The organism is uncultured Algoriphagus sp. (assembly GCF_963974365.1).
GTDB lineage: Bacteria > Bacteroidota > Bacteroidia > Cytophagales > Cyclobacteriaceae > Algoriphagus.
On sequence record NZ_CAXBBX010000019.1, the window covers coordinates 21,186 to 37,214 of the forward strand.

The window sequence follows — 16,029 nt, forward strand, 5'->3', positions numbered from 1 at the left end:
AGCCTCTAAAAACCTGTATTCTAAACGCTTAGAAGAAGTCACATACAAAAACTAAGGACATTACTTTATAGACACATTCGCTCTTTTTGTAATTTTTAATTCTGTAATAATTAAATAATACAGAATAAAAAATTAATTTTTTTACTTTTGGGACATGGAAAAAAGTGGAATGAAAATCAAGTGGAAAGTAGCTTTTCTAATTACTATTGCGGCTCCTGTGGTGGGTTTATTTTGGAAACACAGTCAGCCCTTGCTTGAAAATTTTGGAACAGAGGCGGATTTGGCCTATGCTGATATTGCGTGGTTGCTCACTGCCTCCTGCTTGGTTTTGCTGATGACACCGGGGCTCTCCCTGTTCTATGGTGGTATGGTCAACAAGAAAAACCTCATTAGCACCATGCTTCAAAGTTTCATTTCCCTCGGCGTGATCACCATGCTTTGGGTGGTCGTAGGATTCAGCCTTGCCTTCGGTGATCCCATTGGAATTACCATTGACGGGGTGAAGTATGGTCTTATTGGCAATCCATTCCAATATCTATTCTTCGATCAGGTGGCCGAGCTGCCTCACAAAATATTGGGACCATCTATTCCTTTCATCCTATTTGCGCTGTTTCAAATGAAATTCGCTGTGATCACTCCTGCGATCATCACGGGATCTTTCGCAGAGCGAGTGAGGTTTATCGGTTACCTATTCTTTATCGGAATCTTCTCCATCTTCGTTTATGCTCCACTTTGCCACATGGTTTGGCATCCAAGTGGACTGATCGGCGCCTACTTTGGCGTCCTTGATTTTGCCGGAGGAACTGTGGTGCATATCAGTGCAGGTATGGCTGCCTTAGCTGGCGCTTTATTTTTGGGAAAAAGAAACAAACCTCACCACGAACCTTCGAATATCACCTATGTGCTTTTAGGAACCGGGATGCTCTGGTTTGGCTGGTTTGGATTCAATGCAGGCTCTTCCTTTGGAGCAAATGCCACAGCAGCTTTGGCTTTTGCTACGACGACTATAAGTTCCGCTACAGCGATGATGACTTGGGTGCTATTTGATAGAATTCAGGGAAGAAAAATCTCTGCACTTCAGGCTTGTATCGGCGCTGTAGTTGGTCTGGTAGTGATTACTCCGGCAGCAGGTTATATCACAGTTCCTGAGAGTTTCTTCTTTGGAGCAGCTGGGGCGATAGTTTCCAATTTGGCGATGAATGCTAAGTTCTTGAAGAAAATAGATGATACCTTGGACGTATTTGCCTGCCACGGAATTGGCGGAATCATGGGGATGATCCTCACAGCTATTTTCGCTGGAAAAGAAGGTTCTAGCCTACTTCACGGTGGTGTTGGAGTATTCGGATCACATATGCTCGTCTTGGTAGGCGTATGTATTTTCTCCTTTGTGATGGCTTATGCGATATTCTATATTCTAAACAAGTTTGTCACCCTACGGGTGCGAGAGGAATACGAAGAATTGGGACTTGATATTTCCCAGCATGGGGAGTCTATTTAGGAAGTAATAGAATTCTCTTAAATGAAACAGCCGCTTTTGGAAACAAGAGCGGCTGTTGCTGTTATTTTAAGATTAAAGAACACCTTTTTACCTTATTTAAACCTGAATTAATACCTAAATAAAAGTTTAAAATTTTAATGTAACAATTTTTGTTACATTAAAATTTATCCATTAAGTTTGCATCCATATGAACAACACAAGATTCGCTACAGCTCTACATATTCTTACTCTGCTCGCAGCAAGTGAGGAGGAATGGTTGAATTCTGAGTGGATTGCCGCCAGCATAAATGTCAATCCGGTAGTGGTACGCAGGGAACTCAGTCTATTAGGTGAAGCTGGTCTTGTGAATACTAGAAAAGGCAAAACCGGAGGAGCAACCTTGGCAAGAAACAGTGCTTCTATAACGCTTGATGCCATTTATTTGGTCGTTAAAAATTCCGAAGTGCTCGGAAAACGAAATGTAAAACCAAACCCAAACTGCCCAATAGGCAAAACAATCAATCAACAACTGGATAATTTGTTTTCAACAATTGATGACTCTGTGATCAAGGAATTGAAAAGCAAAACACTTAAAAATTTTGTGTCAGAATTTCACTGACATTTTTTTCCGCATTAATGTAACAACTTTAATTACACTTAAATTTTAATAGTATGAAAATTGGAATCACCGGTGCTACCGGACAACTTGGAAGCCTAGTTTTGGAGGAATTGATTAAAAAGCAGGGGACTTCTAACCTCGTAGCACTCGTTCGCTCTCCTGAAAAAGTACAAGAGGTAGAGGCAAGAGCTTTTGATTATGAAAAACCCGAAGATTTGGCCGCATCCTTGGAAGGGATTGATAAGCTACTGCTTATCTCAGGAAATGAGATTGGCAAAAGAGCTAGCCAGCATAAAAATGTCATCGATGCAGCTAAGAAAGCAGGAGTTCAATGGATAGTTTACACAAGTATACTCAAAGCCAACACCACTACCATTAGCCTTGCCGGGGAGCATTTGATCACAGAAAAATTACTACACGAATCAGGAATTACGTTTACCCTATTAAGAAATGGATGGTACACGGAAAATTACATGGGTTCTGTAGGAGGAGCAATAGCATCAGGAGCATTTATCGGCAGCGCAGAAAATGGGAAAATATCATCAGCAAGCCGTCAAGACTTTGCCGAAGCTGCAGCCATTGTGCTTACAGATGAAAAACACAAAGGCAAAGTATATGAACTAGCAGGAGATGATTCTTTTACACTGGAAGATTTGGCAAAGGAAATCTCCAAACAAACTGGAAAAGAGATCCCTTATAAAAATCTCCCTGAGGCAGAATACAGCCAAGCGCTTAAAAGCTTTGGATTACCTGAAGTATATGCAGATGGAATAGCAAGTTGGGATGTGAGTGCATCCAAAGGAGATTTATACGACGATAGCAAAACCCTGTCCTCACTTCTTGGCCACCCTACCACGCCACTTTCTGAATCAGTCAAGGCTATTTTGAACTAATCACTAAGCAGAAACTAGAGTACCTAATAGCTCTCGATGGCTTATGGCGGTTTTCATTGTACTGCCGCTATAAGCCATTCAACTTTTCAGCTACTAAAACAACCATACAACCCCGATCAGTATAAAACCTAGATCCAACTAGGTTAAATTTCCTAAACCCCTCCCACCATAACCCAGAATTTCTGAAATTGACTGTTTAAGCAAAAAACAAGTCCAGCTTCTGGAGAAGCAGGACAACAGTGGGATTTGGAATCACCTCTCTAATTCCTTCCTCATAGCAAGCCCAATAATTGGCCCAAACACTAAAGCAGGAGCTAGAGCAGTAATTACAATTCTTATCAACCCACTCAATGATAGATCAGAGACTGAAGCAAAAAACATTATTAATAAACAAGGTACCGTCCAGCAAACTAACAGGCATTTAACACCTATAAATACCCCATTCCTTCCTTGACTAATAGCCTGAGCAGCATGTGGCCCAATGAAATAAGCTATCGCAAGTGAGCAAAAGATTAACAAACAAATCATAAAAATTTGCATCGGTTCAATAGCAAAGCCAATTGCTAATCCACTACTGCTTTCCCCAATGGTTCCCACCATAATTAAGATCAACAGTACAATTGTTATAATGGCTACCGTACCAGTGATCAGCAGATATTTAATAAATAAAAAATTAGTATTGCCAGGAAGCTGTATCATAGTCTATGTTTTTAAATGCTTATCTAACTCTAACAGTCGATTTCTCAAGTCTATTCTTTCATGGAGGATCCTGGTGATTTCCACATAATCTTCATTCACTTTTCGATAGAAAATTATGTGTCGATTTGACCTCATTCCAAGCAACGCTTTTGTGATCCCCTCGTAACTTTGACCTAAAGCTGGCTTGTATGCAATAACCTGGCAGGTTCCTATTAGGGATTCATAATACTTGTCGGCTTGGTTTTCTGCCCCCATATCAAAGATGTAATCCCAACTATTAGCCAAATCTAAAACAGCTCCTTTTGTCTGCTTATGGTTAGCCATTTGTCTGCTTATTGGCTTTTAAGGATTCAAGATGTTTTTGACTTCGTTTACATTGCTAAATCAACCATCCATATTTCTATTTTGAACAAATTGGTCAAAATGATTTCCGAGTGATATTGATGTGTTTTTGTTCATCCTGATGCTGTTTGGTTTTAATATACCAAAAATTGGTACATCTTATAACTACTGGGTTTTCTATAAATGGGTGAAATAACCAATTCCAACTAGGTTAAAATTCCTAAACCCCTCCCACCATAACCCAGAATTTCTGAAATTGACTTCTAAGCAAAACGCAAGTCCAGCTTCCGGAGAAGCAGGACAACTGCGTCCTTTGCGTGAACTTTGCGAACCTCTGCGGTTAAAACTTTATGCTAGAAATACAGCACTTCAAAAAAACTTACCCCACCGGCTTTCAGATGGAGATTGATTCACTCCACTTGGCTAAAGGCATACATTTAATCAAAGGTGAAAATGGCTCAGGGAAATCTACTTTGCTTAAGGCGATTGCTGGGATTCATGACTTTGAAGGGGAAATTAAGTTGGATGGGATTTCACTGAAGAATAAACCTATCTCCTTTCGCAAGCTGGTAAATTACTCTGAAGCAGAACCCCTATTTCCGGATTTTCTAAGTTTAGATGAGTTGATCGCTTTTGTCTCCAAAACCAAAGGAGCTGATCATTCTCAAATCGATTCATTGAAAGAGATCCTGGGAATTGCTGAGTATTCCAAAAACGCGATTTCTACCTATTCCTCCGGCATGTTGAAAAAAGCAGGCTTGATCTTGGCATTTCTGGGCAAACCCAGCTTGATCATTCTGGACGAACCTTACACCACCATCGATGTGGGTTCCCAGAAGCGTCTTACCGAACTGGTAAAACGTGAAATGGAACGCGGAGTAAGCTTTCTCCTCACCTCCCATATCGCAGATTTTGAGGAGTTTTTTGGGTATGATTCTGTACTGACTATCGCTAATGGCAACCTGATCCAAAGTCATGAATGAGCTGTTTTTCAAGACTTTTGTAATCACTTTCTACCGGGCTTTTCTTGGCTTTTTCATATTGGTAATCCTGATTTTTGGTGTCTTTATGGAAATGAAGCAACACCTCATGATAGCCGATCTACTGCTTCAAAATTCCACAGGTTTTTATGCTATCCTGTTAATCTTTTTGGCTTACACTTTGGCTCAAAAACGATTTCAGATCCGACTTTTGAATGACAAGCATTATAGAATCTTTCATCAACTTGGCTTTTTTACCTGGCCACAACTTGCCCGAAACTTCCTGCCTGTTTGGCTAGCAAATCATGCCCTGATTTTAGCCTATTCGGTTTTGCTTACTTATGTAGGAATCGGGATTCATGCTGGAGTAAAACTCGGGTTACTTTGGCTTTTCCTTATCGGGATTTTCTTGGCTGATATTACGCTCCTATATTTTAAACTCAAAAAACCATTTCCCGAAAGCACCCGAGTTAGACCTGCAATTTTCAGGAATCTAAGCTTCGAATTTTGGTTTTTGATGCATTTGAGAGAAAACAGAACCCTGCTGGTTTTGGCAGTGAAAATCATCAGCATCTTCCTGCTGAATGGATTTTTCTACTTCTATTTTGGTGGTGGCTACGACCTGCGTTGGCTGGAGTTTGGGCTACTCTGCGCGGCCTATGTTCACTTTCCAATTTGGCTGGAGAAAGATGGATTTGAATCAGCCGAACTAAGCTATTTCCACAATATGCCATTGAGTTATTCTAGAAAGATCTGGCAACATTCAGTTCCTATTTTACTCATTCTTTTCCCAGAACTTGCCTTGCTGGTCTTTAAGTTTGGTACCCTCGAAAACATTCCAGATCTAGTCTTTTTGCTTATCCTCTTGATCGCTATCAATATGGGGATCTATGGTCTTATCAAATTGAGAAATGAGCAGGAGAAAGCCTTAAAACTTGGCTATTTGGTTTTCTTTTTCCTATTCCTGCTTGTGATATTCGGGATTCATCCGCTGATTATTTCTGCGCTTTGCTTACTTCCTTTTTTGGTTTCAGTGAGGGCTAGGTACTCGGTCTGAGTTCACCCCACCAATTCCTTTTCTATTTCTTCCAAAGACTTGCCCTTCGTCTCAGGCAACACATAGTAAATCACCAGGAACCCAAAAGCGCAGATTGCACCGTAAAGCCAGAAGTTATTTGCCCAGCCTAGATTCTCACGGATCGCAGGAAAGAAATAGGTCAGGGTGAAGTTCCCAATCCAGTGCGCAAGCGCTCCTATGGAAATCGCCGCTCCGCGGATACGCGTGGGAAAAATCTCTGAGAGCACTACCCAAAGCAAGGGTGCCAAGGTGAAGGAATAAAACATCACATTGGCCAATACAGCAAATACAACTGCATTTCCACCGAGATCTATAAAGAAAAAGTAGCCAATCAGCCCATACAAAATCGCCATCGCAGAAGTACCGATCAGCAGGAGTTTCTTCCTACCAAATCTATCCACTGTGAAAATGGTAATGAATACCGATAGCACCATCACCCCACCAATCACCACGATATTCAGCATCATCTGCTTGAGATTATAACCCGCCGCCTGGAAGATATCAGCAGCGTAATAGATCACTACATTGATCCCAGACCACTGCTGGAGAAAAGCCAGGAAAATACCGATTCCGAGTAGCTTCATAATTCGCTTCTGGAACAATTCCTTCAGATTCACCTGCCCAAAATCACCTTCCTTCAAAGTGGTTTTTACCTCGGCAATTGAGTCTTCGGCATAAGCATTCCCACCGATCCGTTGGAGAATTTTACGCGCTCTACCTTCTTCCTTATTCTTGACCAACCAAGGCACGGACTCAGGCACAAAAAACATCAACACAAAAAACAAGAACGCTGGAATAGCCTCCGCAGCAAACATCCATCTCCAGCCATTTTGCCCAGACCAACTTGCTGCAATCATCTCGAAAGTAGCATTATCAGCCAATTGGGTATCCGCAAGAGAAATCTGCCAGTTGATTATCTGAGCAAGCAAAACTCCGATCATAATTAGCAGCTGGTTGATCGATACCATTTTGCCGCGCTTTTCTGGAGGTGAAAGTTCGGCTATGTAAAGCGGTGAGAGGTTTAGTGCTACTCCCATCGCTACGCCACCGATGATTCTATAGAAATTGAATTCCCAGAAAGTACCAGCCAAGGCAGTTCCTATTGCTGAAATGGAAAACAATAAACCAGAGGCAATCAGTAATCTTTTCCTCCCAAACTTATCCGAAATCAAGATGCAAATCCCCGCTCCGATCATGCAGCCAATGAGTGCCGAGCTTGTTCCCCAACCCTGATCGCCAACAGAAGTGATATTGAAAAAAGGCTCATAAAATGGCTTGGCTCCTCCTATCACTACCCAATCGTAGCCAAACAAAAACCCTCCCAGAGCAGCAGTAAGGCTAATCAGCCAAATATAAGTTTGGTTGTAAGTATAGGTAGGCTTCATGGGTTCAGGTTGGGTTTTGGGAAAATGCGCAAAATCGAAACCATAAAATAGGGCTTTTTGCGATTTCAGCAATCCTGTGCTCAACCTGAAAGAATGAATCCATTTTATTACCCTTTCTGCAAATGGCTAAAGCTTAGACTCACAAATAAAGATTAGCATTTATATTAGTATATCATTCGTTTATGAAGACACTATGAAGCAAATCTCTAAATCGTTTGTAGAGAATATCCGGCAAATCATTTCTCAGGCGCAAGCAAATGCGGTTCGTGCAGTAAATCATGAACGGGTATTAATGTATTGGGAAATCGGTAGGCATATCGTAGAAGAAGAGCAAAACGGAAAAGAACGTGCAGATTACGGGACTTTCCTACTAAAAAACCTGGCTGAAGTCCTCGAAAATGACTTCGGTAGCGGTTATTCTTTTAGACAACTTAATTTTTGCCGGCAGTTTTACCTCACCTTCCCAATAATGAACGCACTGCGTTCACAATTAAACTGGACTCAATACCGACTGTTGATTCGTATTGAAGATGTAGACAAAAGAACCTATTATATAGAAGAAACCTGCAACAACAATTGGAGTGCAAGACAATTGGAAAGACAGATTAACAGTCAGTTATACGAGCGGCTTTTGCTCAGTAACGAGAAAGAGAAAGTACTTGCCGTAGCAAAAAAAGAAGCTCAACCTGAAAGCCCAAGAGAAATAATCAAAGACCCGATGGTGCTGGAATTTTTAGGATTAAAACCTCAAGCCTCATACTATGAAAAAGATCTGGAAAATGCCCTAATCTCCAATATGCAAACCTTTTTATTGGAGCTAGGTAATGGCTTTTCATTTGTAGCCAGACAAAAAAGAATTCAATTGGAAGATGATCCCTATTTCATTGATTTGGTTTTCTACAATCGACTGTTGCGGTGTTTTGTTTTGATAGAAATAAAAACACACAAGCTGACACATCAGGATTTAGGACAGCTACAGATGTACGTCAATTATTACGATCGAACTGAAAAGCAGGCAGATGAAAATCCTACGATCGGCATCATACTCTGCGCTGATAAAAACAATACCATGGTGGAATATGCCCTTCCTAAACACAACACCAATATCCTAGCAAGCAAATACCAATTATACCTCCCGAAGAAAGAGGAAATTGAGAAAGAATTCGAAAAAATCATACAAGACAGCTAAGGAATTTGTCAAACACTTCTACCCAAAAGTGTAAGGCTAATCAGCCAAATATAAGTTTGGTTATAAGTATAGGTAGGCTTCATGGGATCAGCTTAGGTTTTGGGAAAAACGAAACCATAAAATAGGGCATTTTGGGATTTCAGTAATCCTGTGGTTACTGCAACTAATTAGAACTTTGTCGGATGCCTTTCAAAACCTTTTCAAATGTGAACGCACAGCATTCGCATTTAAAAAGGTAGAAAAGAGGAAAATATTTATTAAAAAACTGTTAAAGAAAGCCCGCAAATGCTCTACATAAACTAACTTTTAAGAAAAACTGAATGAGGAATATATTTTACGCTTTAATTATAATTCTAGGTTCATGCACAATTGAAAAACCAACTGAATATGAGACTGTTACTTACAAGGATTACCCCTATTACGAGAATGGCAAACCAAAAAAAGCATCTGGTATCTATTATGAAAGACAAAAAATTTCAGCTTCTAATTCCACTTGGTTTACCGAGAATATTCTTGACTCCATCTACAGATTTGATGGAAATGAAATTCAAAAATTCTATTTCAGTCTTATCGATACTGTCGTATATGATTACTTAAAGAATAAAGGATTGAATGACGGAATTGTAATCGAGCATAATCAAAACAAAAGTCACCTTGAACTAAAGGAAGATAACGATGGCTCTACCTTTAAAAGAATTACTTATTCACGACCAAAAATATTGGAGGACTCACCTTATCCACAAGACACAGTTGAGCAATTTAATTACGTCGATTTTCGCAATTATACTATTGGAGAAAGGCAGTTTAAAATTTACTGTTTTGCTTATATTGGAAGGTGCGATGACTGTGATTATTGCATTTATTTTTCAAAAGAGTTTGGTGAACTCGCAAGCTATTCGATTGATTGGTTTAACTTATTATTAATAGATTCCATCAGCGATAACGAGAAATTACAGTTCATAAAGCCATTGACAACAAAGTTGGAACAGGACACTCTCTTTTTTCCATATCCTGATAGCCTACGGAGGAATCATGATGAAATCAGACAAAATTCTTTAAGAATGGAATTAGAATTTTAAACATTTTAGTTAAAACAATAAATAGGGCATTTTCTGATTTCAGCAATCCTGTGGTTAGTTCTGTATGAATTAGTCACAGCTCGCAAAATGGAGAAGGAGGTTTCTAAAGGAATTAAATAAGTATATTTAAAACATATGTAATTTATTGAGCCAACAAGCGGTAGAATTTTTCTCAATTAAACCTTTTACTTATGAAGCAGATCCTGACTAGCTTATCATTACTTATTTTTCTATTTATTCCAATAAGTAACCTCCAAGCTCAAATGGAGAAAGAGAAACAAGTCGACGAACTTTTTACGAAATGGGATACGGATAATACGCCAGGAGCAGCGGTAGCAATCGTAAAAGATGGGGCAATCATCTATAAGAAAGGATATGGCATTGCTAATTTAGAATACGACATCCCGATCACCCCATCTTCCATATTTCACATTGCTTCTGTATCCAAACAGTTTACTGTTTTTTCAATTTTACTTTTGGAAAAACAAGGCAAACTAAACTTAGATGATGATATCAGAAAATACATTCCTGAAGTACCAGACTTTGGCAAGACCATTACATTGAGACATTTAGCTTCTCATACCAGTGGATTAAGAGATCAGTGGAATCTACTATCAATGGCTGGTTGGAGATTGGATGATGTCATTACCAAAGAGCACGTTCTGAAACTTGTGAGTAAGCAAAAGGAACTAAACTTTAATCCAGGTGATGAATTTTCCTATTGTAACACCGGCTTTACACTTTTGGCTGAGGTAGTTTCCAGAGTTTCTGACATGTCTTTTGCTGAATTTACCAAGACCAACATCTTTGAACCTTTAGAAATGAATAACACACTTTTTTATGATGATCATGAGAAAATCGTAAAGAACAGGGCCTATTCCTATTATCCTGATTCTAGTGGATACAAAAAAAGTGTTTTGAACTATGCGAATGTTGGAGCAACAAGCCTTTTTACTACTGTTGAGGATTTGAGTCTATGGGCAATGAATTTTGCGGACATAAAAGTAGGCGATTCAACTAGCATTAATAAAATGAATACTCTGGCTGTGCTGAACAATGGTGAAACTTTCGGAGGAGCTCTTGGTCAATTTGTTGGTGATTATAAAGGATTAAACGAAATACAACATGGTGGTGCAGATGCTGGTTATCGTTCTTATTTTTCTCGTTATCCTAGCGAAAATTTTGCCGTAATTGTTTTTAGTAATTCAGCCGAATTCAACACAGGAGGTATAGCACATCAAATTGTAGATATCTATCTAAAAGACAAACTAAAACCCGAAGACAAACCAGAAGAAATAAAAGAAGCCAGCAACTCTGAAGCAATTACTGTTGATGAAAATGTATTGAATACTTATGTGGGTGATTTTGAATTACAACCTGGATTCGTAATTAGTATTAATTTAAAAAGTGGCCAATTATCGGGCAAAGCGACAGGTCAACCTGAGTTTCCATTGACTCCAATATCAACTACCGAATTTAAGGTCGAAGGAGTTGAAGCTAAAATTGAGTTTATTCCTAATGAAGGAGAAAATATAAAACTTATAAAACTTCATCAGGGAGGTCAAATAATGGATGCACCAAGAGTAACTGAATCCAACAAGTCTTACGTAAATCTTGCTGACTATTCTGGAGAATATTATAGTGAAGAACTATCTACCACTTACACATTCACTGTTGTCGATGATCGCCTGGTTGCAAAACACAGCCGATTAAGTGATTTCAAATTGAATTACGTAAAGGACGATATGTTTTTCGGTGAAGCTTGGTTTTTTGGGCAAGTCGAGTTCATCAGAGATGAAAACAAGGTAATCACAGGCTGTAAAGTGTCCAATGGTCGTGTCCAAAACTTATTTTTTGAAAAGATAAATTAAACCGCAAACAACAAAGGGGTTAAGCCATTAAGACGGCTCAGATACCAAACCAAATTGTTAAAACTGAAAACCCACTCGGTGCTGAAGTAAGTCTAATCAGCTAAATATAAGTTTGGTTGTAAGCATAAGTAGGCTTCATGGGATCAGGTTAAAGTTTGGGAAAACGAAGCGATAAAATAAGGCATTATGGGATTTTAGCAATTCAGTGGTTAGTTCTGAGCGAGCGTATCATAAAAATTTAAAAGGAAGGGAGGATCAAAGAAACAGGCCTGACACAAGTTGACTAACTTTTTAAATAAAGATAAAATACCCTGTACAGGGTATAAACTACAACTAAAAACTTGCTTTTTTCGGAGAGCAAATCTTCAAGAGATGAAAATTGAGATGTTAGAGAGAATAAAAGAAAAGGTTAAGCCTTCATTTACATCCTATTAAAATTTAAATAAAAAGAGAATCAATTTATGAATAATAACATTAGGCAAGAAATTATTGAAATAGAGAAAATAATTCGAGAAGAAAATTTAAGTAGTTTCATTAAAAAAGTTGAAAGACTATCTTCTTATTCTTATGTAAAGCTTCTTTCAAGCCAAGACAAGGAGCAACTACTTAACGAATTATTAATGCTGGTTCAAACAATGAAAGAAATTAAAACTAGTATTGATTTAAAACTTCTAGAAGCGAATTTATACTATAGTCTGGCAAAATATAAAATAGCTAAGGATTTATATGAAGATATACTTAAGGAGGATAAGGATATATTTGAAGTGTATTTTAATCTTTCTCGTATATATAAAAATGAAAAATCGTTTGACAAGGCAATTAGTTTATTAAAGGCTGCTTCAAAATTAGAACCAAGCAATTTTTTGGTTTATTCGGATTTAGGTGACATATATTTTATCGTTTCTAAATATAACTTTGCAATAAAGAGTTATGAAAAATCTATAGAACTAAATCCAACTTTTGGTTGGAGTTATTATGATTTGGCAAAAGTATATATAAAAATTGAAAATTATGATTTAGCCTCAAGTTTATTAAATAAAGTAATTGAACTTAATTTAAAGGATTACGATTATATGTATCAAAGAGTCAAAGAGACTCTTAATGAAATTAATAAAAGAGAATTAAATAACGATTACAATAATATCAGTGTAATAATTGAAAGGATAAAAGAATTACTTCACACTGAAAGCTATAACATAACCCATTATACCAGTTTATCAGCCACACGAGCTTTAATTTTTAACAAAAGTAAATTGCGGATTTCTGAAGCTACTTTCTTAAACGACACGTCTGAAGGAAGGACTTTGTAATCCTTCCTTGAAATTGATAAAGGAAGGATTACAAATTATTCAGTCTCTTATGAATTTATTAAAAAGCCTTATATAGGAAGTTTTGTCAACCCTGATTTATATAATGATTTAGCACTTTGGAGAATGTATGGAAAGGAAAATAAAGAAGAAGCAGAGGGATGTTCACTATTGATTGATGGGACGAAATTCATAGAAGAATTTCGAAATATTTTAAATAATGGTAAAGATCAATGGAACGATGAGATTGCTAAAGAGTTTAGGTTTTATAGGGTAGCTTATTTAGGTGATAATTTTTGCAAAAGTGGTAATGATAAAAATGATAAGGAGCTACTTAAAAAACTAGAAGAGTTAAAAACTATAAGTGCAAAAATTGAATTAACTAAGGATATTTTACAACGAATAAGCGAGGTTGCTTATCTGTTTAAAACAAAGGAGTATCAACATGAATTTGAAACACGACTAGTACTATCTAATTCATTTTTTTCCGAAATATTAGATGAAAACTTTACTCCCACAAAAGTTTATGTCGAATTAGCTCCTATAAACTCTTCTTTATTAAAGCTTACAATAGGCCCAAAAGTTAAACTAGCTGATGAATGGGCAGCTTCATTCTATTATTCGTTGAAAAAGGAAGGGCTATTTCCAAAAATAGAAATATCTACCTTACCTTTTAAGTAATGTTGAATGCAAGACTGAAGGAATTATATTATGTGAATTATTCTATTAGGAGGAAAAAACTTTTGATAGATAAAATTCCAGACCCTTAGTATTTATAAATATCTAAGATATCTAAATCAGAACTCCAACTATTTTTGATAATAATATACTTAAGAATAATCTGATTATCAATTTACATTTCACACCACCTAAGGCTCCATATTTTCCATGCTCTTCACGAGAAACTTAATATATTTTTATATTCAACTTTCTAAATAAAAATATCACTAATCTACAATAATTATCCTCTATAATATACCCTTTGATTTTCATAATACAAGCTAATTCTATCATCACCCACTAGGCGTAGTTTCCAGCTATGCCTTCCTATAATTTAGATTTGTACTTTACATTTACAACTTAAAATACCGGCGTGATTTCAGACTGTATTATAAGAAGTTTCCTGATTACACAGATCTAAATCCTTTCAATAAACTCAGCCAGCTACAGGATTCAATTCCGTATCGATCACCTCTCCGATCTTCGCTCCCGGACACCAGGTATTCCAATCATGGATCTGGTTATCATTCTTGGGAGTCATCAGTTTGGCAGTTGCATCCATGTAAATCACAGTCATCACTTTTCGCATCTTATCCGTTTGATTTGCTCCGGCACGATGAAAAACCCATCCTGAGTGGAAGCTCACTTCTCCCAAATCAAATGCTTCGATCACATGATCAAAGTTGTTGATACGAAGATTCTGTTTGATTTTCAGTTCGGAGTCATCCCCTATTTCCAAGTCTCTACCAAAAACAATCTGCTGGCTTCCGGCAGAAAACTCCAGCGGCCCCATTTCCAGCGGAGTTGCCTGAAGAGGAATCCAAGCGGTAATGGTATTATCGGTATCTATCGGCCAGTAATACTGATCGGCATGCCAAGGAGTAATTCCTCCACCCGCTTCTTTGAATAAGGCCTGATCGTGATATATCCGAACTTGCTCGCAGCCCATCAGATCAGCAGCGATTTGCGCTAGTCGTTTGCTGAGCACCAACTTTTTGACTTCCTCAGATTCCGTCCACAAATTAAAAATCTGCAAGAATGCCTTGCTGTAGGTATCCCGCTCCTCCATGGGTTTATCCTGCGTGTTTTTCCGTTGGACTTCAGCCGAAATCACTTCATTGAAATGAGCGACTTCCTCAGGACTGAGTACTTGCTTGAGTTTGATGAAGTTATTTTCCTGGTAAAAAGCTTTGGCCTCAGGAGAGATTGGATAGGGATGATTGAGGTTATTCATGGGCTGTGGATTTGTACTCAAATTAGGAAGCTCAAATGGGTAATAAAATAGATTTTAATAAAAAGTGGTTTTTACCGCAAATCGTGTCAGTCCGAGCGGAGTCGAGGACATTAATGTTACCTAAATTAAAAGGGGCTTCGACTTCGCTCAGCCTGACAACTACTTCGCTCAGCCTGACAACATTTTCGTTCCGCCTGATATCGAATTCACTACCAATGACGGATTGTAAATTTCATGACAAATCGTGTCAGTCCGAGCACCCGAGAAACGGGAGTTTCGAGGTTCGAGGACAGTAAGGGTATTCGAATAAAGGGGCTTCGACTTCGCTCAGCCTGACATAGAATTCACTCAGCTTAACCAAAACCTCACTCAGGAGGACATACAATTCGCTCAGCCTGACAACAACTTCGTTACAAATGACAGATTATGTTTTTACCGTAAATCGTGTCAGTCCGAGCGAAGTCGAGGACAGTAAATAAGTCAATAAATCTTTTCTCAAAAGTCACATTAATTGTAGTTTAATACAACTTTGATATTTACATTATGTGCTTGGTAATTACTATTTTGTAATTGTAATACTGCCTTTTTAAATTGAAATTGTATGAAAATATACTTCGTTTACATACTGAAATGCTCCGACAATACTTTCTATACAGGAGTTACAAATAATTTGGAAAGGAGATTGGCTGAACATTCTGAAGGCATAGATCCCTTTTGCTATACTGCAAAAAGACGGCCTTTGGAGTTAGTGTTTGTTCAGGAATTTCAAGAAATCAAAGAGGCTATTTCTTTTGAAAAACAAATCAAAGGATGGAGCAAAAAGAAAAAACTCGCAATGATTAATGATGAGTGGGATAAATTGAAAGAATTAGCGGTATGCAAGAATGAGACTTCTCATAAAAATTTAAAGGCGAATTTATTGACCTCTAAAACTGATGAAAAGTCTTCCTAGGTTGAAGGGGGGCTTCGACTTCGCTCAGCCTGACATACGACTTCGCTCAGGATGAGAACGACTTCGCTACCAATGACGGATTATGTTTTTAACCGTAAATCGTGTCAGTCCGAGCGAAGTCGAGGACAATAACTTCATTTACTTTAAAAGAGGCTTCGACTGCGCTCAGCCTGACATACTACTTCGATTAGCCTGACAATTGCG

At 38.0% G+C, this 16,029-nt stretch carries 15 protein-coding genes; 11 read left to right on the top strand and 4 right to left on the bottom strand.

The window, feature by feature from the left end; genetic code table 11:
* Positions 1-154: 154 nt before the first annotated feature.
* The 3 genes from AACZ87_RS20630 (at position 155) to AACZ87_RS20640 (ending at position 2,989) form a co-directional block, all read left to right on the top strand.
* Positions 155-1,498, top strand: coding sequence for an ammonium transporter (locus tag AACZ87_RS20630; protein WP_339869973.1), 1,344 nt, complete (start codon positions 155-157; stop codon positions 1,496-1,498).
* A gap of 187 nt (positions 1,499-1,685) precedes the next feature.
* Positions 1,686-2,096 carry an Rrf2 family transcriptional regulator gene (locus tag AACZ87_RS20635; protein ID WP_339869974.1) on the top strand — a complete coding sequence of 137 codons (411 nt, stop codon included), beginning with the start codon at positions 1,686-1,688 and terminating at the stop codon, positions 2,094-2,096.
* 53 nt (positions 2,097-2,149) lie between these two features.
* Positions 2,150-2,989, top strand: coding sequence for an SDR family oxidoreductase (locus AACZ87_RS20640; RefSeq protein ID WP_339869975.1), 840 nt, complete (start codon positions 2,150-2,152; stop codon positions 2,987-2,989).
* A gap of 252 nt (positions 2,990-3,241) precedes the next feature.
* On the opposite strand, the gene AACZ87_RS20645 is transcribed toward AACZ87_RS20640, so the two are convergent.
* Together AACZ87_RS20645 and AACZ87_RS20650 are read right to left on the bottom strand one after the other, a co-directional pair.
* Positions 3,242-3,688 carry a hypothetical protein gene (locus AACZ87_RS20645; protein WP_283411658.1) on the bottom strand — a complete coding sequence of 149 codons (447 nt, stop codon included), beginning with the start codon at positions 3,686-3,688 and terminating at the stop codon, positions 3,242-3,244.
* Between the two features lie 3 nt (positions 3,689-3,691).
* Positions 3,692-4,012 (bottom strand): type II toxin-antitoxin system RelE/ParE family toxin, encoded by a 321-nt coding sequence (locus tag AACZ87_RS20650; protein WP_339869976.1) that lies wholly within the window; start codon positions 4,010-4,012, stop codon positions 3,692-3,694.
* Positions 4,013-4,380: 368 nt separating this feature from the next.
* Here AACZ87_RS20650 and AACZ87_RS20655 point away from each other — a divergent pair, with 368 nt between their 5' ends.
* Positions 4,381-5,013 carry an ABC transporter ATP-binding protein gene (locus AACZ87_RS20655; protein ID WP_339869977.1) on the top strand — a complete coding sequence of 211 codons (633 nt, stop codon included), beginning with the start codon at positions 4,381-4,383 and terminating at the stop codon, positions 5,011-5,013.
* A complete protein-coding gene (locus AACZ87_RS20660) occupies positions 5,006-6,067 on the top strand; it encodes a hypothetical protein (RefSeq protein WP_339869978.1) in 1,062 nt (353 codons plus the stop codon). The genes AACZ87_RS20655 and AACZ87_RS20660 overlap by 8 nt, the downstream gene beginning before the upstream one ends.
* Positions 6,068-6,069: 2 nt before the next feature.
* On the opposite strand, the gene AACZ87_RS20665 is transcribed toward AACZ87_RS20660, so the two are convergent.
* Positions 6,070-7,473, bottom strand: coding sequence for a sugar porter family MFS transporter (locus AACZ87_RS20665; protein ID WP_339869979.1), 1,404 nt, complete (start codon positions 7,471-7,473; stop codon positions 6,070-6,072).
* A gap of 193 nt (positions 7,474-7,666) precedes the next feature.
* Here AACZ87_RS20665 and AACZ87_RS20670 point away from each other — a divergent pair, with 193 nt between their 5' ends.
* The 5 genes from AACZ87_RS20670 to AACZ87_RS20690 all read left to right on the top strand — a co-directional run bounded on the left by AACZ87_RS20670 (position 7,667) and on the right by AACZ87_RS20690 (position 13,600).
* Positions 7,667-8,662, top strand: coding sequence for a PDDEXK nuclease domain-containing protein (locus tag AACZ87_RS20670; RefSeq protein WP_339869980.1), 996 nt, complete (start codon positions 7,667-7,669; stop codon positions 8,660-8,662).
* A gap of 320 nt (positions 8,663-8,982) precedes the next feature.
* Positions 8,983-9,741 (top strand): hypothetical protein, encoded by a 759-nt coding sequence (locus AACZ87_RS20675; protein WP_339869981.1) that lies wholly within the window; start codon positions 8,983-8,985, stop codon positions 9,739-9,741.
* Positions 9,742-9,932: 191 nt separating this feature from the next.
* Positions 9,933-11,612 carry a serine hydrolase gene (locus tag AACZ87_RS20680; RefSeq protein ID WP_339869982.1) on the top strand — a complete coding sequence of 560 codons (1,680 nt, stop codon included), beginning with the start codon at positions 9,933-9,935 and terminating at the stop codon, positions 11,610-11,612.
* A 461-nt stretch (positions 11,613-12,073) separates the two neighbouring features.
* Positions 12,074-12,922, top strand: a complete 849-nt coding sequence (locus AACZ87_RS20685; protein ID WP_339869983.1) for a tetratricopeptide repeat protein — start codon at positions 12,074-12,076, stop codon at positions 12,920-12,922.
* A gap of 123 nt (positions 12,923-13,045) precedes the next feature.
* Complete coding sequence (locus tag AACZ87_RS20690; protein ID WP_339869984.1) at positions 13,046-13,600, top strand: hypothetical protein; 555 nt, start codon at positions 13,046-13,048, stop codon at positions 13,598-13,600.
* Between the two features lie 475 nt (positions 13,601-14,075).
* Here AACZ87_RS20690 and AACZ87_RS20695 read toward each other — a convergent pair whose 3' ends face one another.
* Positions 14,076-14,873 (bottom strand): phytanoyl-CoA dioxygenase family protein, encoded by a 798-nt coding sequence (locus tag AACZ87_RS20695; protein ID WP_339869985.1) that lies wholly within the window; start codon positions 14,871-14,873, stop codon positions 14,076-14,078.
* 601 nt (positions 14,874-15,474) lie between these two features.
* Here AACZ87_RS20695 and AACZ87_RS20700 point away from each other — a divergent pair.
* Positions 15,475-15,825: a GIY-YIG nuclease family protein gene (locus tag AACZ87_RS20700; protein ID WP_339869986.1), complete on the top strand. Its 351-nt coding sequence runs from the start codon at positions 15,475-15,477 to the stop codon at positions 15,823-15,825.
* Positions 15,826-16,029: the final 204 nt, after the last annotated feature.